Annotated in this window: 20 protein-coding genes; 7 read left to right on the top strand and 13 right to left on the bottom strand. The window is 69.5% G+C overall.

Going from position 1 to position 18,003, the window contains the following annotated elements; all coding sequences use genetic code 11:
• Nucleotides 1–88: 88 nt before the first annotated feature.
• Complete coding sequence (locus AC2YHJ_RS12000; protein WP_487396275.1) at nt 89–1,639, bottom strand: glycosyltransferase family 61 protein; 1,551 nt, start codon at nt 1,637–1,639, stop codon at nt 89–91.
• Nucleotides 1,640–1,809: 170 nt separating this feature from the next.
• Here AC2YHJ_RS12000 and AC2YHJ_RS11995 point away from each other — a divergent pair, with 170 nt between their 5' ends.
• Nucleotides 1,810–2,604: a sulfotransferase family protein gene (locus AC2YHJ_RS11995; RefSeq protein WP_487396273.1), complete on the top strand. Its 795-nt coding sequence runs from the start codon at nt 1,810–1,812 to the stop codon at nt 2,602–2,604.
• 52 nt (nt 2,605–2,656) lie between these two features.
• Here AC2YHJ_RS11995 and AC2YHJ_RS11990 read toward each other — a convergent pair whose 3' ends face one another.
• Nucleotides 2,657–2,923, bottom strand: coding sequence for a hypothetical protein (locus AC2YHJ_RS11990; RefSeq protein WP_487396272.1), 267 nt, complete (start codon nt 2,921–2,923; stop codon nt 2,657–2,659).
• 76 nt (nt 2,924–2,999) lie between these two features.
• The gene (locus AC2YHJ_RS11985; protein WP_487396410.1) at nt 3,000–3,395 is read right to left on the bottom strand and encodes an Hsp20 family protein; all 396 of its coding nucleotides are present in this window, start codon (nt 3,393–3,395) and stop codon (nt 3,000–3,002) included.
• 191 nt (nt 3,396–3,586) lie between these two features.
• On the opposite strand from AC2YHJ_RS11985, the gene def reads away from it, so the two are divergent.
• From def to truA, 3 genes are all read left to right on the top strand, one after another.
• Entirely contained in the window at nt 3,587–4,114 is a 528-nt protein-coding gene (gene def, locus AC2YHJ_RS11980; protein WP_487396270.1) for a peptide deformylase, read from the top strand.
• Between the two features lie 190 nt (nt 4,115–4,304).
• Nucleotides 4,305–5,210: a methionyl-tRNA formyltransferase gene (fmt, locus tag AC2YHJ_RS11975; RefSeq protein WP_487396268.1), complete on the top strand. Its 906-nt coding sequence runs from the start codon at nt 4,305–4,307 to the stop codon at nt 5,208–5,210.
• Entirely contained in the window at nt 5,210–5,971 is a 762-nt protein-coding gene (gene truA, locus AC2YHJ_RS11970; RefSeq protein ID WP_487396267.1) for a tRNA pseudouridine(38-40) synthase TruA, read from the top strand. The genes fmt and truA overlap by 1 nt, the downstream gene beginning before the upstream one ends.
• 3 nt (nt 5,972–5,974) lie before the next feature.
• Here truA and AC2YHJ_RS11965 read toward each other — a convergent pair whose 3' ends face one another.
• The 5 genes from AC2YHJ_RS11965 to argB form a co-directional block, all read right to left on the bottom strand.
• Entirely contained in the window at nt 5,975–6,520 is a 546-nt protein-coding gene (locus tag AC2YHJ_RS11965) for a hypothetical protein (RefSeq protein WP_487396265.1), read from the bottom strand.
• Nucleotides 6,521–6,552: 32 nt separating this feature from the next.
• Nucleotides 6,553–7,695, bottom strand: coding sequence for a succinyl-diaminopimelate desuccinylase (gene dapE, locus AC2YHJ_RS11960; RefSeq protein WP_487396263.1), 1,143 nt, complete (start codon nt 7,693–7,695; stop codon nt 6,553–6,555).
• A gap of 104 nt (nt 7,696–7,799) precedes the next feature.
• On the bottom strand, nt 7,800–8,636 hold the full coding sequence (gene dapD / locus AC2YHJ_RS11955; protein WP_487396261.1) for a 2,3,4,5-tetrahydropyridine-2,6-dicarboxylate N-succinyltransferase: 837 nt from the start codon (nt 8,634–8,636) through the stop codon (nt 7,800–7,802).
• A 577-nt stretch (nt 8,637–9,213) separates the two neighbouring features.
• Nucleotides 9,214–9,648 (bottom strand): hypothetical protein, encoded by a 435-nt coding sequence (locus AC2YHJ_RS11950; RefSeq protein ID WP_487396260.1) that lies wholly within the window; start codon nt 9,646–9,648, stop codon nt 9,214–9,216.
• Nucleotides 9,649–9,746: 98 nt separating this feature from the next.
• Nucleotides 9,747–10,637: an acetylglutamate kinase gene (gene argB / locus AC2YHJ_RS11945; protein ID WP_487396258.1), complete on the bottom strand. Its 891-nt coding sequence runs from the start codon at nt 10,635–10,637 to the stop codon at nt 9,747–9,749.
• A 207-nt stretch (nt 10,638–10,844) separates the two neighbouring features.
• Between argB and AC2YHJ_RS11940 the strand changes: the two genes are divergently transcribed.
• The gene (locus AC2YHJ_RS11940) at nt 10,845–12,149 is read left to right on the top strand and encodes an LLM class flavin-dependent oxidoreductase (protein ID WP_487396257.1); all 1,305 of its coding nucleotides are present in this window, start codon (nt 10,845–10,847) and stop codon (nt 12,147–12,149) included.
• A gap of 4 nt (nt 12,150–12,153) precedes the next feature.
• On the opposite strand, the gene yihA is transcribed toward AC2YHJ_RS11940, so the two are convergent.
• The 5 genes from yihA to rpmH form a co-directional block, all read right to left on the bottom strand.
• Nucleotides 12,154–12,810 (bottom strand): ribosome biogenesis GTP-binding protein YihA/YsxC, encoded by a 657-nt coding sequence (gene yihA, locus AC2YHJ_RS11935; protein ID WP_487396256.1) that lies wholly within the window; start codon nt 12,808–12,810, stop codon nt 12,154–12,156.
• 101 nt (nt 12,811–12,911) lie between these two features.
• Entirely contained in the window at nt 12,912–14,696 is a 1,785-nt protein-coding gene (gene yidC, locus AC2YHJ_RS11930) for a membrane protein insertase YidC (protein ID WP_487396254.1), read from the bottom strand.
• A gap of 11 nt (nt 14,697–14,707) precedes the next feature.
• Nucleotides 14,708–14,941 (bottom strand): membrane protein insertion efficiency factor YidD, encoded by a 234-nt coding sequence (gene yidD / locus AC2YHJ_RS11925; protein WP_487396253.1) that lies wholly within the window; start codon nt 14,939–14,941, stop codon nt 14,708–14,710.
• Entirely contained in the window at nt 14,938–15,312 is a 375-nt protein-coding gene (gene rnpA / locus AC2YHJ_RS11920) for a ribonuclease P protein component (protein WP_487396252.1), read from the bottom strand. Before rnpA ends, yidD begins: the two co-directional genes overlap by 4 nt.
• A 22-nt stretch (nt 15,313–15,334) precedes the next feature.
• Nucleotides 15,335–15,469: a 50S ribosomal protein L34 gene (gene rpmH, locus AC2YHJ_RS11915; protein ID WP_347544160.1), complete on the bottom strand. Its 135-nt coding sequence runs from the start codon at nt 15,467–15,469 to the stop codon at nt 15,335–15,337.
• 189 nt (nt 15,470–15,658) lie between these two features.
• Between rpmH and AC2YHJ_RS11910 the strand changes: the two genes are divergently transcribed.
• Nucleotides 15,659–16,366, top strand: coding sequence for a TVP38/TMEM64 family protein (locus AC2YHJ_RS11910; RefSeq protein ID WP_487396251.1), 708 nt, complete (start codon nt 15,659–15,661; stop codon nt 16,364–16,366).
• Complete coding sequence (locus tag AC2YHJ_RS11905; RefSeq protein ID WP_487396250.1) at nt 16,359–17,786, top strand: dihydrolipoyl dehydrogenase family protein; 1,428 nt, start codon at nt 16,359–16,361, stop codon at nt 17,784–17,786. Before AC2YHJ_RS11910 ends, AC2YHJ_RS11905 begins: the two co-directional genes overlap by 8 nt.
• The last annotated feature ends 217 nt before the right edge of the window (nt 17,787–18,003 follow it).

Here is an 18,003-nt window from a genome sequence, read left to right as displayed (position 1 = left end):
CGTGGCCGTTGGGGCGTTCTGCGACCGGTCCGATGCGTCGCGTTGGGTCCGGCCAGACGCGTCGAGGTCTTCGTATCGGGGGGTGAGCCTACCCCCTCGTGCCACCAGATGACCGTGCGCCTTCCGAGAGGAAGGCGCACAGATCGCCTTCCAGCGCGACGGCATCGGTGGACCAGGTTTCGGTCCGCTCATCGCATGGCGCGATCCACAGCCGGTGGCGGTGGCCAAACATCCGCGACATGCGGGCCATGCACAGGCGCACCGGAAGCGTCGCGGGCATGTAGGGTAGGATCTCATAAGCCCTCGCGCCGGGCCGCGCTGCAAACAGCAGCGTCAGCCCGGCGCCATGCGCCCCGGCGATGACCGAGGCGCGACGCACCACCCGGATCTGATCGACCAGATCCAGTGTCGACAGCATGACCGGGATGAAGCCCTGCCGGACAAAGACCGCCTCGATCTCATCCTCGTTCGCCGGGCGCCGGCGCCGCGAATCGCGCCGCGAGATGAAGATGCGTTCCGCCGCCGGGGTCCCATCATCCGCGTCACCAGCGACCGCCAATCGGTCCATGACGCCCCGGCCAGCGCCGTCGGCATCGATGCGCACCGTGCCGTGCGGTGTCACGTATAGCCGTCGCACGAAGACCGCCGCTCCAACCGGGGCGAGCGGCACCTGCGGCCCGCCCAGGAGGCGAAGGCTGCGGGCTTGGAAACTCGGCGCATCGTCGCGGATCAGGATCGGCAGGTCGGGCACGCCGGGCTCGAACCGCCAGGCGATGTTCGGAATCCAGTTGGCGAACCAGTGATTGAAGTTCGCGGTATCCCCGGTCGCCAGCACGCCGTCCTCGATGGAAGGGGCGCGATCCAACGCGGCGCTTACCGATTCCTGCAGCAGGGGAATGCCGTTGCTGCGGACCATCACGCCGTCCCGGCGCCAGACCTGGCCGGCGCGGTTGACGAAGACGTCGGCATAGATGCGGATGCCGGCCGGTGCCGGAAGCTGGAGATGCTGCCGTTCCGCCTGCTTCAGCGTGCGCAGCACGACATCGGCGGCGCTGGCGGGCACCTCCGGGTCAAGACCGATACACGCGAGCGGCGCTGGCACCACCGGCCGCTGCTCCGCGAAGCGGAAGGGCGCGGCGGACCACGCGGAATCATCCACGCGCAGGATCCGGCGCACGAGGGCGCCGGCCGTCCATCGCAGTTCCGCCGGCGCCACCGCGCTCCGCAGGATGCCGTTCAGCACAGCAATCACCTGCCGGCGGGCAGACACATCCTGAAAGATCGCAGGATCAGCGGTCAGCACCGCGTAGGCCTCCCGCGACCAGTCCCCCCGCATGAATTGCCAGGCGATGCTCGCGCGCGCGCGGCCCGGCAGGTCGGCCGCGATCGCACGCGACGCCGCCTGGCGGAGCCCGCCCATATCACCCGCCATGAACGCCGCCTCAACCAAACGCATGAGCAACTGCGGGGAGGGGTGCCGTGCCGTGGCCGCGGACAGAAGCACACAGATGCCGGCATGGTCACCGGCCGCGGCGAGTGACGCGGCTTCCGACATCAGCCGGGACACCTCCGATGCGGGCCCGCTGACCGCGTGGGGCGGTAGGCGTGCGGCGCCGCCGCCCGTCGTCGCGTTGCTCATGCGGACTCCCGCGGCATCTCACGCCGCATCCCCTCGCGCAGGCGATTCAATGCCGCGGACTTGACCAACCAGTGGGCGGCCACCCTAATTGCGCAGCTACCCGCTGCCAATATTGGACACCTTCCCCCCTTTGAGGACCGTATCCGAATGCGTTCCTGTCAGAGTTGTCCGTGACCGGTGATCCGACAGAACTGAAGGAGCCGCCGAGCGGCGCCGGGAGCGACGAGCGGCCGATAGCCGGCCGCGACCCCGGCGCGCGGCCCAAGATGCTGGTGGGCACGTTCCACAAGACGGGGACCATGTTGATGGTCGCTGTGTTCCGGAGGATCTGCAATCGGCTTGGCTACAGGCTGGCCATGCGCGGCAGTCAGCCTTCCCGCGATGACTGGGACATCTTCCTCGACGTGCATTCGCGCTTCGATGCGCCCCACCTGGAGGGCGATTTCCGCGGCATCATCGTCATCCGCGATCCGCGCGACGTCATCATCAGCGGCGCCTACTACCACAGCCGGGTGAAGAAGGGCCTGAACGACGACTGGGTGCATATCCCATCGCCCGCCCTGGATGGCATGACCTACCAGGAGAAGCTGAATTCACTCCGGTCGGACGAGGCACGCTTCGCCTTCGAGATGGACAACATGGGCCGCCAGACCCTCGAGCGGATGCGCCGGTTCGTGTCGCCGCGCCCCGAGTTCCGGCTTACGCGCCTGGAGCATCTCGTCGCCGACGAGGAACTGTTCGAGTTCCATCGCGTCTTCGCCTGGCTCGGCATCCCTGCCAAGCATCTCGGCCCTGCTCTGAACATCGCCTACTCGCAGAGCCTGTTCGCCGGTGGGGGCCGCACGAGCCACGTCCGCAGCGGCAGGCCGGAGCAGTGGCGGGAGCACTTCACCCCCGCCCTGCACGACCTGTTCCGCGAGAAATTCGGCGACATCGCCGAACAGTTGGGCTACCCGGCGGCGTAACGGTGCGGGCGCGGCTCAGCGCGCCACGCGGGCCTCGCGGCCAGCCAAGGCATCAGTGCACCAGCGCCGCGCCCATCCCGTGCTGCAGGATCGCGGCGGTCGCCAGCGCCAGCGTCGGCGCCGCGCCGATCGGTGTGCCGTCCGCCGCATGGATCGCCACCGCGGACTGGCCGTTCACCACGACCGGCCGTGTATAGGCGATGGTCTGCGCGCCATATCGTGCCCAGGCGAGCGGCGAGAGGCGCCGCAACTCCTCGGCGGTCGGCAGCAGTTCCTCGCCGTCCTCGAGGGTGTCGATGTCGTCGGTTTCGTTGGTCATCACTCTGTCCTCCGGCCGCCACGTCCCGATAGGCCCGTGCAGCCTCGTTTCCGGCCCTGATGGGCCCGGTTGGGGTTCAGCCTTGCTCCCGGCGGTTGTCGGTGATCGCGGTGGGGCCGTTGGTGCGGGCCCCGATACGGATGGTCTTCACCCGGCTCTCCGGCTGCGGCCGCTTCAGGTCGAGGTGCAGCAACCCGTTGTCGAGCCACGCACCTTCCACCTCCATCCCTTCCGCCAGCACGAAGGCCCGCTGGAACTGGCGCGCGGCGATGCCGCGATGGAGGAAGATGCGTCCCTCGCTGTCATCCTTCTGGCGACCGCGGATGACGAGCTGGTTGTCCTCCTGCGTGATCTGCAGGTCGTCCATGGCGAAGCCCGCCACGGCCAGCGTGATGCGCAGCCGGTCGGGGCCGATCTGCTCGATGTTGTAGGGAGGGTAGCCGTCGGCATTCTTGCCCACCCGGTCGAGCATCTGCTCGAGATGGTCGAAGCCGAGAAACAAGGGCGAGCCGAACAGCGACTGGCGAGACACGAAGGCGGGCCTCCTCATCCGAGAGCGAAGCGGGCGGCGGGACCCGAAGCACCCCGCCATGCCGTGATTTTGGCGGGCGGGCGGGCGGTTGCAAGGGGGGGCGGCGAGGGCTACATGCCCATGCCCCCGCCATGACCGACGCCGCCACCCTCCCGATCCTGCTCGTCCCCGATCAGCGCCTGCGCGCCAAGGCGAAGCCCGTCGCCGCCGGCAACGGCGATGCCGTGCGCGCCCTGTCCGAGAAGATGCTGGCGACGATGTACGCCGCCCCCGGCATCGGCCTGGCCGCGCCGCAGGTGGGCGAGATGCTGCGCCTGGTCGTCATCGACCTCCAGAAGGAGGAGACGCGCGACCCGATCGTGCTGGTGAACCCCGAGGTCGTCGCCGAAAGCGACGAGACCGCGACGCGCGAGGAAGGCTGCCTGTCCCTGCCCGGCCAATATGCCGAGGTGACGCGCCCGGCGCGGGTGAAGGTGCGCTACCACGACCTGACCGGCGCGAAGCGGGAGATCGAGGGCGAGGGCTTGCTGTCGGCCTGCCTGCAACACGAGATCGACCACCTGAACGGCGTGCTGTTCGTGGATTACCTGAGCGCGCTGAAGCGGAACATGCTGCTGCGGAAGCTGGCGAAGGATTTGAAGGCGAAGCAGCGGGACTGAAGGCCAGGGAGGGCTTTGCCCTTCCCGGACCCCACCCACCAAAGGCCCGAGGCCTTTGGAAACCATCACCTTTATGGAGCCCCGTCCCCATGTGGCGCACCCCAATTCGAGGGTTCCAAGGGCCCTTAGGCCTTTGGCGGGGTGAGGTCCGGAGAGGGGCGGCGCCCCTCTCCGGTCAGGCCTGACGCCCATGCGCATCGCCTTCATGGGCAGCCCGGACTTCGCCGTCCCGGCGCTGCGCGCCCTGCACGCCGCCGGCCACGAGATCGCCGCGGTCTACTGCCAGCCGCCCCGCCCCGCCGGCCGCGGCCAGAAGGAAACGCCCTGCCCGGTGCACCGCGCGGCGCTCGGTCTCGGCCTTGAAGTCCGCACGCCCACCCGGCTGAAGCGCGACACCGCGCAGCACGATGCCTTCGCGGCGCTAAACCTCGATGCCGCCGTGGTCGCGGCTTATGGGCTGATCCTGCCGCGCGCGATGCTGGATGCGCCGAGCCGCGGATGCCTCAACATCCACGCCTCCCTGCTGCCGCGCTGGCGTGGCGCCGCGCCGATCCATGCCGCGATCCTCGCGGGCGACGCCGAAAGCGGCGTGACCATCATGCGCATGGAGGAAGGCCTCGACACCGGCCCGATGCTGTTGAAGGAAGCGACCCCGATCGGCCCGGACGCCACCGTCCAGGCACTGCACGATACGCTGGCGGCAATCGGCGCGAGGCTGGTGCTGCGCGCGCTCGATGAGGACCCGGCGGCCATCCCGCAGCCGGAGGATGGCGTCACCTACGCGCCCAAGCTGACCAAGGATGACGGGCGGCTCGACTGGTCGCTCGACGCCGCCGCGCTGGAACGCCGCGTGCGCGCACTGAACCCGTGGCCGGGTACGTTCTTCACCCATGGCAGCGAACAGATCCGCGTCCTCGCCGCGCGCGTGGAGGCCGGCAGTGGCATGCCCGGCACGCTGCTGGACGATGCCGCATTGGTCGCCACCGGCAGCGGCGCGCTGCGCCTGCTGCGCCTGCAACGGCCCGGGCGCGCGGCGATGGAAGCGGACGCCTTCCTGCGCGGCTTCGCCCTTCCGCGCGGTGGCGTGCTCGGCTGATGCCTTCCTACGCCCTCCTGCTCGAATACGACGGGTCGCCCTTCATCGGCTGGCAGCGCCAGGCCGATGGGCTGTCGATACAGCGGGTGCTGGAGGAAGCGGCGGCCCATCTGAATGGCGGTGAGATCCCGACCGTCATCGCCGCCGGCCGAACCGATGCCGGGGTGCATGCCGAAGGCCAGGTCGCGCAGGTGACGCTTTCGGCCGCATTGCCCCCGGAACGGGTGCGGGAGGCGCTGAACTTCCACACCAAGCCGCACCCCGTGGCCGTGCTGGGCGCGACGGTGATGCCGGATGACTGGTCGGCCCGCTTTTCCGCCACCGGCCGGGCCTATCGCTTTCGCATCCTGAACCGCCGGACGCGCCCGGCGCTCGATCTCGGGCGGGTGTGGCATGTGCAGCGCCGGCTCGATGCGGCCGCGATGCACGAGGCCGCGCAGGGGTTGCTCGGCAAGCACGATTTCTCCGCCTACCGCGCGGCGTCCTGCCAGGCGAAATCGGCACTGCGCACGCTGGACCGGCTGGATGTCGCGCGGCTGGGGGATGAGGTGGTGATCACCGCCGAGGCGCGGTCCTTCCTGCATCACCAGGTGCGCAACATGGTCGGCACGCTGGCCGAGGTCGGCGCCGGCAAGCGTCCGGTCTCCTGGCCGCGCAGCGTGCTGGATGGGCGGGAACGGGCACGCGCGGGGCAGACCGCGCCGCCGGAGGGGCTGACGCTGACCGGCGTGCGCTACGCGGAACCGATCGACTGGGGCTGAGCGTCAGCCCCCCGCCATCCGCGTCGTCAGCCCCGACAGGAACAGCGAAATCCCCAGGTCGAGCGCCACGAAGGCCGCCGCCCGCGGTCCCTGAAGACCGAGCCCGATCCGCGTCGCGAACCACTGCAACCACAGCGCATAGCCAAGGCCGAGCAGCGCGAAGGTATCCGCCACCATCCGCGGCATGCCCAGCAACTCAGGCAGGGACAGCACCGCCAGCACGCCGTACTGGACCAGGTTCACCCAGTTCCACGCGGCGATGAAACGTGGCCAGAGCACGCGCCGGCCCATCGCCTCGGCCAGCGGCAGGGAGGCCAGCGCGAAGCCCGCCCAGGAACAGACGAAGGCGATCAGGTCGGCGGCCAACCCACGCAGCGGGTCTGGCGTCACGGCCGTTGGGCCGATGCCGAGCCGCAGCAGCAGGAAGATCGGCAGGCAGATCAGCGCGGCAAGGAAGGAGGCGCGGGCGTCCACCATGGTCGGCTCGAAGGCGTCCATGCCATCCGGCTTGCCGCGCGCGAGCAGCAGCGCGCCGGCGATGCCGCGCACCACCGGGCCGGCGGGCGGGGTCGCGGCGCCGCTCAGGCGAGGATCTCCTCGAGGATCGCGCGATAGGTCGCCGCGAGCCGGCGCAGTTCCTCGATCGAGGCGTTCTCGTTCACCTGGTGCAGCGTCGCGCCCACCGCGCCGAATTCCGCGACCGGGCAGTAGCGCGCGATGAAACGCGCATCCGATGTGCCGCCGCCGGTGTCGAGTGCGGGCGTCTCGCCCGTGCTGCGCTGGATGGCGCGCGACAGCGCATCGACGAAGGGGCCGGGCCGCGTCAGGAAAGATTCGCCGGAACACTCCGCCCGCAGTTCATAGGCACAGCCGGCGGCGCGCAGCGCAGCGTGCAGGCGTTCGGTCAGCGATGCGCTGCTGTGCAGATCGTTGAAGCGGATGTTCAGCATGGCGCGCGCGACCGCCGGGATGACGTTGGATGCGCTGTTGCCGACATCGAAGCCGGTGACCTGCAGCGTGGTCGGCGGGAAGAACTCCGACCCGTTGTCGAGCGGCGCGGCGAGCAGCGGACCGAGCGCGGCGACCAGCCGGTGGATCGGGTTGTCGGCCAGGGCGGGATAGGCGCTGTGCCCCTGCTTGCCCTGCACCGCGACATGCGCCGTCAGGCTGCCGCGCCGGCCGATCTTGATGGTGTCGCCCAGCGCGCGGCGGCTGGTCGGTTCGCCCATCAGCGCCATGTCGGGGACCTGGCCATTGGCCTGCATCCATTCCAGCACCTTCGCGGTGCCATCGACCGAGCGCGCTTCCTCATCCCCCGTGATCAGCAGCGAGATCGAGCCCGGATGGTCCGGATGCGCGGCGAGATAGTCGGTCAGCCCGGCGATGAAGGCGGCGATGCCGCCCTTCATGTCGCAGGCGCCGCGTCCGAACAGCGTGCCGTCCCGCACCACGCCGGCGAACGGATCGTCGGCCCAGGCCGCAACATCGCCCGGCGGCACGACATCGGTGTGCCCGGCGTAGCAAAGATGCGGCCCGGCGGTGCCGCGCCGGGCGAAGAGGTTGTCCACCCGATAGTCGTCGGGGCCGAAGACCAGCCGCGTGCAGGTGAAGCCCAGCGGTTCCAGCACGCGCTGCACGACGTCCAGCGCGCCGTCATCAGCGGGCGTGACGGACCGGCAGCGGATCATCGCCTGGGCGAGGGGGATCGGGTCCGCTGCCATCATCGTTCCTTGCGCCACCGATTCACGCTCCGCTCCTCGCTTCGCTGCGGCGCTTCGCGGCCGGGGGCGTGCCTTCCGCCCCCGGGCCACGCGCGCCGTGGCGGGCGTCAGTCGCGCAGCAATTCGTTGATCGCCGTCTTGGCGCGGGTCTGTGCATCCACGCGCTTGACGATCACCGCGCAGTACAGCGACGGGCCCGGCGAGCCATCCGGCAGCGGCTTGCCCGGCAGCGAGCCCGGCACCACCACGGAATAGGACGGCACGCGGCCGATGAAGACCTCGCCCGTCGCGCGGTCGATGATCTTGGTCGAAGCGCCGAGGAACACGCCCATCGAGAGCACGGCACCCTTCTCGACGATCACGCCCTCTGCGACTTCGGAGCGCGCGCCGACGAAGCAGTCGTCCTCGATGATCACCGGGTTGGCCTGCAGCGGTTCCAGCACGCCGCCGATGCCCACGCCGCCCGACAGGTGCACGTTCTTGCCGATCTGCGCGCAGGAACCCACGGTCGCCCAGGTGTCCACCATCGTGCCTTCATCGACATAGGCGCCGAGATTGACGAAGGAGGGCATCAGCACGACGTTGCGCGCGATGTAGGCCGAACGGCGGACAACCGCGCCCGGCACGGCGCGGAAGCCGGCTTCCTTGAAGCGGTTCTCGCCCCAGCCGGCGAACTTCAGCGGCACCTTGTCATAGGCGCCGGCGGCGGTGTCCATCGGCGCGGAATCGACCAGCCGGAAGGACAGCAGCACGGACTGCTTCAGCCACTGATTCACATGCCAGTTGCCCTTGCCATCCGGCTGGGCGACGCGCGCTTTGCCGGAATCCAGCATCTCGAGCGCATCCTCGATCGCCGCACGGTCGGACCCGCCGGTGCCGGGGTTCACCCGGTCGCGGTTCTGCCAGAGCGATTCGATGCGGGCCTGCAGGGCGGTGCTGTCCATGGACGTCCTCGGGCTGTCTGTTCGGCGCGCGGTTCCTTGGGGCCGTCGCGCCCCGCTGTCAACGCGGCGGCGGGGCCACCAGGCCAGCATTTGACCCGATGCCGCGCATTGGGCCAGGAGCGCACAACGCGACCGCACCCAGACCGCCAGCCATCCCCGGCGCAACAGTGCATGGCGCGAAGCCAAAGGCCGCGGATGCGGCCCGCCCGGCGTTTGCGGGACACAAGAAAAATATCGCCAACGGGACGTTCATCGCCCTGGCCGTTCCATGATGACGATGACGACGGTGCTGCGCCCCCGAGGGACGAATGGCGACGATACCGCCCGCGGCCGCCGTGCCGCCGAGCGCGGTGGACCACGCCGTCGCGACCCGGCGCAGCACGTCCCTGGCGGGGCTGTGCCGCAAGGCCCGGCTCACCGACGCCGCATCCGAGACGGTGATCGGGTTGCTCGCCCCGTCGGCGCTGATAGCGGCGACGGTCGCGGTTGCACGTCCTTGGTCGGCGACGGCGAATTGCGTTGGCGGATCGACGCCCTGTCGCGCGCCGCCGCGCGGTAGGCAGGCCGAACGCCTCGTTCAGTGTGATCCGAGTGCCGGGAACTGCTTCTCGTCCGTCAGGTCCACCGGCGGCAACGGTGGCGCGAATTGCGGAAAGATCTCGTAGAAGAACGTGACCCCCTGCGCCTTGATGTGCGGGAAGCCGGGGAAGCCTTTGATGAAGCCCTTGTTCAGGCCCTGCCAGTTCTCGGCGATCGTGTTGTTCATGCCAGGGAAGAAATACACGCGTGACACCGCGGTTTCGGGCTTGAAGGAACCCGGCCCGATCAGGCCCTCGGCCGTGTTGTAGACCGAGATGTGGAAGCCGATCCCGTCATGCGAAGACGCCTTGGTGACGGTGATGTGGCACTGCAGGCCGTAGTGCAGTCCCGTGACGTTGTTGCCGATCAGCCCGTAGTCGAACAGGGCCTCGCACCAACCCGACATCGAATCAGGCACCGGAACCTGCGGCATCGGCTCTCTCCCATGCGGAGACCCGAACCTACACGCGACGCGTGCATTTCGCCACAGGTTCCACCACCTGGTCGTGATGGCGCAGGCCGTCTCGCGGCTCAGGGCCGGATCAGCGTTCCTGGCCCGGCATCGGTGAACAATTCGGCCAGGATCGCGTGCGGCACCCGGCCATCGAGAATGACCGCCCCCTTCACGCCGCGCTCGATGGCGTAGATGCAGGTCTCGACCTTCGGGATCATGCCCCCGGCGATCCAGCCGGCGGCGATGCCGGCCTTCACCTCGGCGACCGTCATTTCCGGGATCAGGTTCTTGTCGGCATCGAGCACGCCGGCGACGTCGGTCAGCATCAGCAGCCGCTCGGCGTTCAGCGCACCGGCGATGGCACCCGCCGCGGTGTCGGCATTGATGTTGTAGGTCTGGCCATCCGCGCCGACGCCGACGGGCGCGACCACCGGCACGATGTCCGCGCTGATCATCAGCTGCAGCACCTTGGGATCGACGCTTTCCGGTTCACCCACGAAGCCGAGGTCGAGCACCTTCTCGATGTTGCTCTCCGGGTCGCGATAGGTGCGCTGCAGGCGGCGCGCACGGATCAGCCCGCCATCCTTGCCGGAGATGCCGACCGCCATGACGCCGGCGCGCGTGATGGCTTCCGCCACCTGCTTGTTGACCGGGCCGGCGAGGACCATCTCGACCACGTCGAGCATTTCCTCATCCGTCACGCGCAGGCCCTGGACGAAGGTGGACTTCACGTTCAGGCGCTTGAGCATGGCGTTGATCTGCGGCCCGCCGCCATGGACCACCACCGGATTCACGCCGACCTGTTCCAGCAGTGCGATGTCGCGACCGAAACGCAGCGCCGTCTCCTCCTCCCCCATCGCGTGGCCGCCGTACTTCACGACCACGGTGGCGTCGTCGTAGCGCTTCAGGAAGGGCAGGGCTCCGGCCAGGATATTCATGGCGTCGAGCGTGTCGGCGGGCTCAGTCATCGGCGTTCCTCGTCCCGTCGCGGGGCTGCCGGTTTCTGGCGGCGCATGGCGGGGCGGTCAAGCCGGGGCCGGGCGGCTGTCCGGCCAGGCGGCTTGCCGCCCCCGCGCCCGGACCGCATGATCGTTTGAAGACGCCGAACGCCGGCACGGCCCAACGGAGACCGGAGGTCGCATGACCCACCCCAATCCTCACCGGACCCGCGCGGCATGACGCAGCGCCGGATGCACTTGGTCGCCTATCTCAAGACCGGGCCGACCGCGAACCATCCCGGCGCCTGGCGGCACCCCGAAGCGGCGCTCGACGACATCCTGCGGCCGGAACGCTACGAGCACATCGCGCGCGTGCTGGAGGAAGCACGCTTCGATGCTTGCTTCTACGCCGACACCTTCGGGCTGCCCGATATCCATGGCGGCAATTTCGACGCTTATCTGCGGCTGGGCGGGCAGATCTCCTACCTCGATCCGCTGGTGGTGCTACCGGTCATGGCGCGGGTGACGAAGCATCTCGGCCTCGGCGCGACGCTGTCCACGACCTTCCTGCATCCCTATTGGATCGCGCGGACGCTCGCCTCGCTCGACCTGCTGACGGCGGGGCGGATGGCGTGGAACATCGTGACCTCCGCGACCAACCTCGAGGCGAAGAACTTCGGAATGGATGGCATTCCGGGCAAGGACGAACGCTACGACCGCGCGGATGAGGTGCTGGAGGCCTGCAACGCGCTTTGGGAGTCCTGGGACGACGACGCCTTCGTGCTGGACAAGGAGGGCAGCGTCTTCATCGACCCATCCAAGGTCCGCTACACGAATTTCGAGGGTAAGTGGGTGAAGACGCGCGGGCCGCTCGCCATGCCGCGTTCGCCGCAGGTGCGCCCGGTCTTCATGCAGGCGGGATCGTCCGATCGCGGGCGCGACTTCGCCGCGCGCTGGGCGGAACTGATCTTCTGCACGCCGCACAGCAAGGCCGATACGCTCGCCTTCACCACCGACGTGAAGGCGCGGATGGCCAAGCACGGCCGCGCCCCCGACGACTGCAAGATCCTGCCAAGCTTCATGACCGTGATCGGCGAGACGGAGAGCATCGCGCAGGAGAAGTACGAATACCTGCAATCGCTGATCGATCCCGAGGCGCAGCAGATGCTCAACTCCTCCCTGATGGGCGCGGACCTGTCCAAGCACCAGGACGTGACGAGCTTCGCCGCCGCGACGGGCAACCAGGGCATCAGCGGGTCGATCGATCGCGTGATGCAGGTGATGCAGCAGGAGAGCCTGACCTTCGCCGAGGCGACGAAGAAGCCGCGCGGGCTGCTGGTCGGCACGCCGCAGAGCGTGGCGGACACGCTAGAGGACTACTTCACCTCCGGCGCCTGTGACGGCTTCATCATCACGCCGACCGTGCATCCACGGATGTTCGAGGAATTCTGCCGGCTGGTGGTGCCGGAATTGCAGCGGCGGGGGCTGTTCCGGAAGGAGTATGCGGGGGCGACGCTGCGGGAGAATCTGCGGCGGCCGTGACGGGTCACGCCGCCAACGACGTGATCTCCGCCCGCAGTTCGGGAATGCCCTGCCCGCTCTCGCTGCTCGTCACCAACACCAACGGATGCGCCGCGGTATGGCTGCGCGCCAGCGCCTCGGCTTCCTTGATGCGGGCCGCGAGTTTCACCGGCCCGACATCATCCGCCTTGGTCAGCACGATCTGGAAGGCGACGGCGGCGACGTCCATCAACTCCATCGCCGCACGGTCGGACGATTTCGTCTCGATCCGTGCGTCGAGCAGCAGCATGACGCGCATCAGGTTCGGCCGGCCGCGCAGGTAGTCGAACATCACGCCCTGCCAATCGCGCTGCATGTCCTTCGACGCCTTGGCATAGCCATAGCCCGGCAGGTCCACGATCACGAGGCGCTCGGCTAGGTTGAAGAAGTTGAGCTGCCGCGTCCGCCCGGGCATCTGCGACACGCGCGCCAGCGCCTTCTGCCCGACCAGCGCATTGACCAGCGACGACTTGCCGACATTGGACCGCCCGCAGAAGGCGACCTCCGGCAGCCCGGGTTCCGGCAACTGGTCCGACTTCTGCGCCGCATAGAAGAAGGTGCAGGGTCTGGCGAACAGCAGTCGCCCCGCCTCGATCAGCGCCTCGCGCTCCGCCTCGTCTCTCGCTTCAGAAAGCCCGGTCATCGCTCGTCTTTCGCTTGATGGGCCGAACCGTCGCGTTTGCGCCCCTTGGTGACAGACAGAAAAAGGAGGGGGTCCGGGGGAGTTCCCTCCCCCGGCCTTGCTTACTTCGCCTTACCCGGCGTCCCGGACTTCGCGGCCTTCGCCGCCGCCCGGTCGTGCCGCATGATGTAGTATTGCTGCGCCACCGACAGGGTGTTGTTCCACGCCCAGTAGATGATCAGCCCGGCCGGCATGCTGGCGAGCATGAAGGTGAAGATGATCGGCATCCAGGCGAAGATCTTGGCCTGGATGGGGTCGGGCGGCGGCGGGTTCAGCCGCTGCTGCACGAACATCGTCACGCCCATGATCAGCGCCCAGGCCGGCATGTGCAGGAAGTTGGACCATTGTTCCGGCTGGAAGGGCAGCAGCCCGAACAGGTTGAACAGGTTGGTCGGGTCGGGCGCGGACAGGTCGTGGATCCAGCCGAAGAAGGGCTGGTGCCGCATCTCGATGGTCACGAACAGCGCCTTGTAGAGCGCGAAGAAGACCGGGATCTGGATCAGGATGGGCAGGCAGCCGGAGGCGGGGTTCACCTTCTCCGACTTGTACAGCGCCATCATCTCCTGCTGCGCCTTCTGGGGGTCGTCCTTATAGCGCTCCTTGATCTCCGTCATTTTCGGCGCGAGCGCCTTCATCCGCGCCATCGAGTGGTAGGCCTTGTTGGCCAGCGGGAAGAAGGCCGCCTTGATCAGGACGGTGAAGATCAGGATAGCGACGCCGAAGTTCCCGGTCAGGCGGAACAGCCAGTCGAGCGCGAGGAAGAACGGCTTCACCAGGAAGTAGAACCAGCCGAAGTCGATCGCCTTGTCGAAATCGGTGATGTTCAGCCGCGACATGTAGGAGTCCAGCAGGTGGACTTCCTTGGCGCCGGCGAAGACGCGCGTCGCCATCTGGCCGGTCGCACCTGGTGCCACGGTGATCGGCTGCGGCGTGGCCATGTCGACCTGCCAGCGGTCGCCGGCGGCGCCCCCGCCGTCATTGGCGAAGCGGTAGGATGCCCGAAGCGCCTGGTCCGGCGCGGCCGGCATGACGGCGGCGAGCCAGTACTTGTCGGTGAAGCCGGCCCAGCCGCCCGTCGTCTCCTGGTCCAGCGCCACGCCCGACCGGCGCCCGGCCTCGGTCTTGGCGTTGGCGTAGGTCATTTCATGCAGCCGGCCGCCGAGCACGCCGGTGAAACCTTCATGCAGGATGTAGTAGCCGGCGGAAGGCGGGGTGTGCTCGCGGCGGATACGCGCCCAGGGCAGCACGGAAACCGGCTCGCTGCCGGTGTTCCGCAGCCGCTGCTCGGCCGTGATCATGTACTGATCGTCGAGCGAGAGCACGATCTCGAAGACCTGGCCCTGGCCGTTGTCCCAGGACAGCGTGACGGGGCGGCCCGGGGCGAGCGGCCCACCGGTCGCGGTCCAGTCGGTCTCGCTGTCCGGCACGCGCACGCCCGGGCTCGCGGCGGTCCAGCCCCACTGCGCGAAATAGGGGTTGGAACTGTCGCGCCGGTCGAACAGGCGGACCTGCGGGGAATTCGGGGCGAGCGTCTCGTGATAGGTCGTGAAGACCAGGTCGTCGATGCGCGCGCCGCGCAGGTTGATGCTGCCGGCGACGCGCGGATTCTCGATGGCGATCCGCGCGGCCGGCGACCGCGGCGACGTGGCGCTGGCTTCCGCCTGCACCGGGGCGGCCACGCCCGGCGTGGGCACGCCGGCGCTCGGCGCCGGCACAGCCGGCGTGGTCTGCGCGGCAGGCAGCGACGGCAGCGGTGCCGGCGGCCGGTTGGTGCGGTTCCACACGTCGAAGATCAGCAGGATGCCGATCGAGAGCGCGATCGCGGCAAAGAGGCGCTTCTGGTCCATCACGGAGGATCTCAGCCTTTCGGCGGAAGGGGCACGGGGTCGTAGCCGCCCGGGTTCCAGGGATTGCAGCGCAGGATGCGCGTCGCACTCATCAGGGCGCCGCGCGCGGCGCCATGGCTGGTGATGGCTTCGAGCGCGTAGTCGCTGCAGGAGGGATGGAAGCGGCAATGGCTGCCGATGATGCCGCGCAGCGTATAGCGATAGGCGTGGACGCAGCCCTTCAGGGCCATGCCGGCCGTGCTCACGGCAGCACCCCGGTCTGCTTCAGCGCACCGCGCAGGTCGCCGATGAGCTGCCCGAAGGGCCGGCTGCCGGTGCCGTCGCGCCCGATCAGTACCAAGTCCCAGCCGGACACGCCAAGGCCGGGCAGCGTCAGCCGCGCGGCTTCCTTCAGCCGGCGCCGCGCGCGGTTGCGCACCACGGCATTGCCGACCTTCTTGGTCACGGTGAAGCCGAGGCGCAAAGATCCGGGCTCGGTGGCCAGGGCCTGGATCACCAGGCCCGGCCGCGCGGCACGCTTGCCGCGCGAGGCGGCGCGCAGGAAGTCCCGGCGCTTCTTGATCCGACCGGCGGGAACACCCGTCTGGGGCGGGGCCGGCTCGGCGCTGCCCGACATGGGATGCTCCGCGGCGCGGACGTCAGGCCGAAAGGCGCTTGCGGCCCTTGGCGCGGCGGTTGGCGAGCACCTTGCGGCCACCCACGGTCGACAGGCGGGCGCGGAACCCGTGCCGGCGCTTCCGGACAAGCTTCGAGGGCTGGTAGGTACGCTTCACGACTAGTCTCCTGAACCTCGGTGCCGGCGTGCGGGCCACGCCGCCAGCAGAACGCGCCGGCGGACCCCATGCATTGGGGCGCCCCGGCGAGGGGCGGAGGTATAGGGAGCAGGATTGCCGCCCGTCAACCGCGCAGGGCCGCAATTCCTGTATGTAACCGCGGCGGAGAGGGAACCGAAGGCCGTATCGATGCTGAAATCCGGCCTTCGCCTGGCCCGCTTCTGGCCGATCCTGCTGCTGGCGGGGCTGCTGCTGGCCGCCTGGGCCTCCGGCCTGACCGAGTTGCTGTCCTTCGAGGCGCTGGCCAGGCATCGGGCAGCCTTGGCCGAGGTCGTCGCCACCCATCCCGCCGGCGCCGCGGCCGGCTACGTGCTGATCTACATCACGGTCGTTACGCTGTCGTTGCCTGGGGCGGTGGTGCTGACCCTGGCCGGCGGGCTGATGTTCGGCCCCTGGATCGGCACGGCGCTGACCGTGGTGGGGGCCACCATCGGCGCCTGCCTCCTGTTCTTGATCGCGCGCAGCGCGCTCGCCCCGCTGGTCACCGGCCGGGCGGCCGGGGTGGTCGAGCTGATGCGCCCCGGGCTGGAACGCGACGGCTTCTTCTATCTGCTGACCATCCGGCTGATCCCGGTGCTGCCCTTCTGGCTGGTCAACCTGGCCCCGGCCCTGATCGGCATGCCCTTCGGCGCCTTTGCCGCGGCGACCGCCATCGGCATCATCCCCGGCACAGCGGTCTTCGCCGGAATCGGGGCGGGGCTGGGCGATGTGCTGGCCGCCGGGGGCCGGCCCGATCTCGGTGTCATCCTGACGCCGGAAATCCTGCTGCCGCTGCTCGGGCTGGCGGCGCTGTCCCTGCTCGGGGCCTGGTGGCGGAAAAGGAAGCGCGATGCCTGATGTCGATGTGGCGGTGATCGGCGCCGGGGCGGCGGGGCTCTCGGTGGCGGCGATCTCGGCCGGGCTCGGGCTGACGGTCGCGCTGTTCGAACGCGGGACGATGGGCGGGGACTGCCTGAACACCGGCTGCGTGCCGTCCAAGGCCCTGCTGGCGGCTGCCCATGCGGCAGCCGAGGCACGCCGCGCCCACCGCTTCGGCATCCGCCTGCCGCCGCCCGAGATCGTCTGGGAGGGCGTAGGCGCCCATGTCGCCGGCGCCATCGCCGCCATCGCGCCGAACGATTCCGAGGAGCGCTTCCGCGCCATGGGGGTCGAGGTGGTGCGTGCCTCCGCCCGGTTCGCCGCGCGTGACGTCATCGAGGCCGGTGAGCGTCGCTTCCATTTCCGCCGCGCGGTCATCGCCGCCGGTTCCGCCGCCATCATCCCGCCCATTCCGGGCCTGGGCGACGTGCCCTTCCTGACCAACGACACGCTGTTCGGCCTGAAGGAGCAGCCGGGCCACCTGCTGATCCTCGGCGGCGGGCCAATCGGGCTGGAGATGGCCCAGGCCCATGCCCGGCTCGGCAGCCGTGTAACAGTGGTGGAAGCCGCCACCATCGCCGGGCGGGAGGAACCCGAATGCATCCCGCCGCTGCGCGACGCGCTGGCCGCCGATGGCGTCACGCTCCACGAAGGCGTCCGCGTGCTGGCTGCCGAGCCGGACGAAGCGGGCGTGGCGCTGCTGCTCGACGACGATACGCGGGTCGTCGGGACGCATCTGCTGATCGCCGCGGGGCGGGCGCCCCGGCTGGCGGGGCTCGACCTCGCAGCCGCCGGGATCGCGGCCACGCCAGCCGGCGTGACCACCGACCGCGCCCTGCGCTCCGTCTCCAACCGCCGCGTCTGGGCGGCGGGCGACATTGCTGACCCCCAAGGCCTCGGGCCACGCGCCTTCACCCATGTCTGTTCGCAGCACGCCGGCATCATCGCGCGGTCCATGCTGTTCCGCCTGCCCGCGCGGCTGTCCTACGACGCCCTGCCGCGTGTCACCTACACCGACCCCGGCATCGCCCAGATCGGCCCGACCGAGGCCGAACTCCGCGCCCAGGGCCGGCAGGATCTGACCGTGCTGCGCTGGCCGCTCGCCGAGAATGACCGGCTGGTCGCCGAAGGCCGGGCGGAAGGGCTGGTGAAGCTTATTGCGGACCCAAGGGGGCGGCTGCTCGGCGCCTCCCTGGTCGGGCCGGGGGTGGGCGACATGGCCGGGGTCTTCGTGCTGATGATCGGACGGCGTCTGCCGCTCTCGGCGCTGGCCGGGGCGGTGATGCCGTATCCGACAGCGCAGGAGGCGGCGAAGCGCGCGGCCTCCGAATTCTATACGCCGCGGTTGCTCTCGGCGCCGGTCAAGCGGCTGGTCGGGGTGCTGATGCGGTTGCCGTAGGGGGGCCGATGGGGGACCAGAGAAGGGCTTTGCCCCTCTCCGGACCTCTCCCCACCAAAGGCCGAAAGGCCTTTGGAAACCATCATCTGATGTTGGGCAGAGCAGGAACTTTGCGGCGACAGAGGGTGCGCCGCGCCCGGCGCCCAGGATTCTTCCCGGGCATCGTGCCCGCAGCGCGCTCCGTCATGCCCCACGCCAAGTCCCGGCGGTCCAGGCC

The organism is Roseomonas sp. SRI_022 (assembly GCF_057586215.1).
Note: the sequence above shows the minus strand (reverse complement) of the source record. Positions and strands in the feature narration are given on the sequence as shown.

What these genes read in the sequence shown, in the direction of transcription:
- def (WP_487396270.1), top strand. Translation starts at nt 3,587, where the DNA reads ATGACCGACGCCGCCACCCTCCCGATCCTGCTCGTCCCCGATCAGCGC.
- dapE (WP_487396263.1), bottom strand. Translation starts at nt 7,695, where the DNA reads ATGATGGCAGCGGACCCGATCCCCCTCGCCCAGGCGATGATCCGCTGC.
- AC2YHJ_RS11950 (WP_487396260.1), bottom strand. Translation starts at nt 9,648, where the DNA reads ATGCCGCAGGTTCCGGTGCCTGATTCGATGTCGGGTTGGTGCGAGGCC.
- AC2YHJ_RS12000 (WP_487396275.1), bottom strand. Translation starts at nt 1,639, where the DNA reads ATGAGCAACGCGACGACGGGCGGCGGCGCCGCACGCCTACCGCCCCAC.
- AC2YHJ_RS11910 (WP_487396251.1), top strand. Translation starts at nt 15,659, where the DNA reads ATGCTGAAATCCGGCCTTCGCCTGGCCCGCTTCTGGCCGATCCTGCTG.
- yihA (WP_487396256.1), bottom strand. Translation starts at nt 12,810, where the DNA reads ATGACCGGGCTTTCTGAAGCGAGAGACGAGGCGGAGCGCGAGGCGCTG.
- AC2YHJ_RS11990 (WP_487396272.1), bottom strand. Translation starts at nt 2,923, where the DNA reads ATGACCAACGAAACCGACGACATCGACACCCTCGAGGACGGCGAGGAA.
- AC2YHJ_RS11940 (WP_487396257.1), top strand. Translation starts at nt 10,845, where the DNA reads ATGACGCAGCGCCGGATGCACTTGGTCGCCTATCTCAAGACCGGGCCG.
- argB (WP_487396258.1), bottom strand. Translation starts at nt 10,637, where the DNA reads ATGACTGAGCCCGCCGACACGCTCGACGCCATGAATATCCTGGCCGGA.
- yidC (WP_487396254.1), bottom strand. Translation starts at nt 14,696, where the DNA reads ATGGACCAGAAGCGCCTCTTTGCCGCGATCGCGCTCTCGATCGGCATC.
- rnpA (WP_487396252.1), bottom strand. Translation starts at nt 15,312, where the DNA reads ATGTCGGGCAGCGCCGAGCCGGCCCCGCCCCAGACGGGTGTTCCCGCC.
- AC2YHJ_RS11985 (WP_487396410.1), bottom strand. Translation starts at nt 3,395, where the DNA reads ATGCTCGACCGGGTGGGCAAGAATGCCGACGGCTACCCTCCCTACAAC.
- AC2YHJ_RS11905 (WP_487396250.1), top strand. Translation starts at nt 16,359, where the DNA reads ATGCCTGATGTCGATGTGGCGGTGATCGGCGCCGGGGCGGCGGGGCTC.
- fmt (WP_487396268.1), top strand. Translation starts at nt 4,305, where the DNA reads ATGCGCATCGCCTTCATGGGCAGCCCGGACTTCGCCGTCCCGGCGCTG.
- truA (WP_487396267.1), top strand. Translation starts at nt 5,210, where the DNA reads ATGCCTTCCTACGCCCTCCTGCTCGAATACGACGGGTCGCCCTTCATC.
- dapD (WP_487396261.1), bottom strand. Translation starts at nt 8,636, where the DNA reads ATGGACAGCACCGCCCTGCAGGCCCGCATCGAATCGCTCTGGCAGAAC.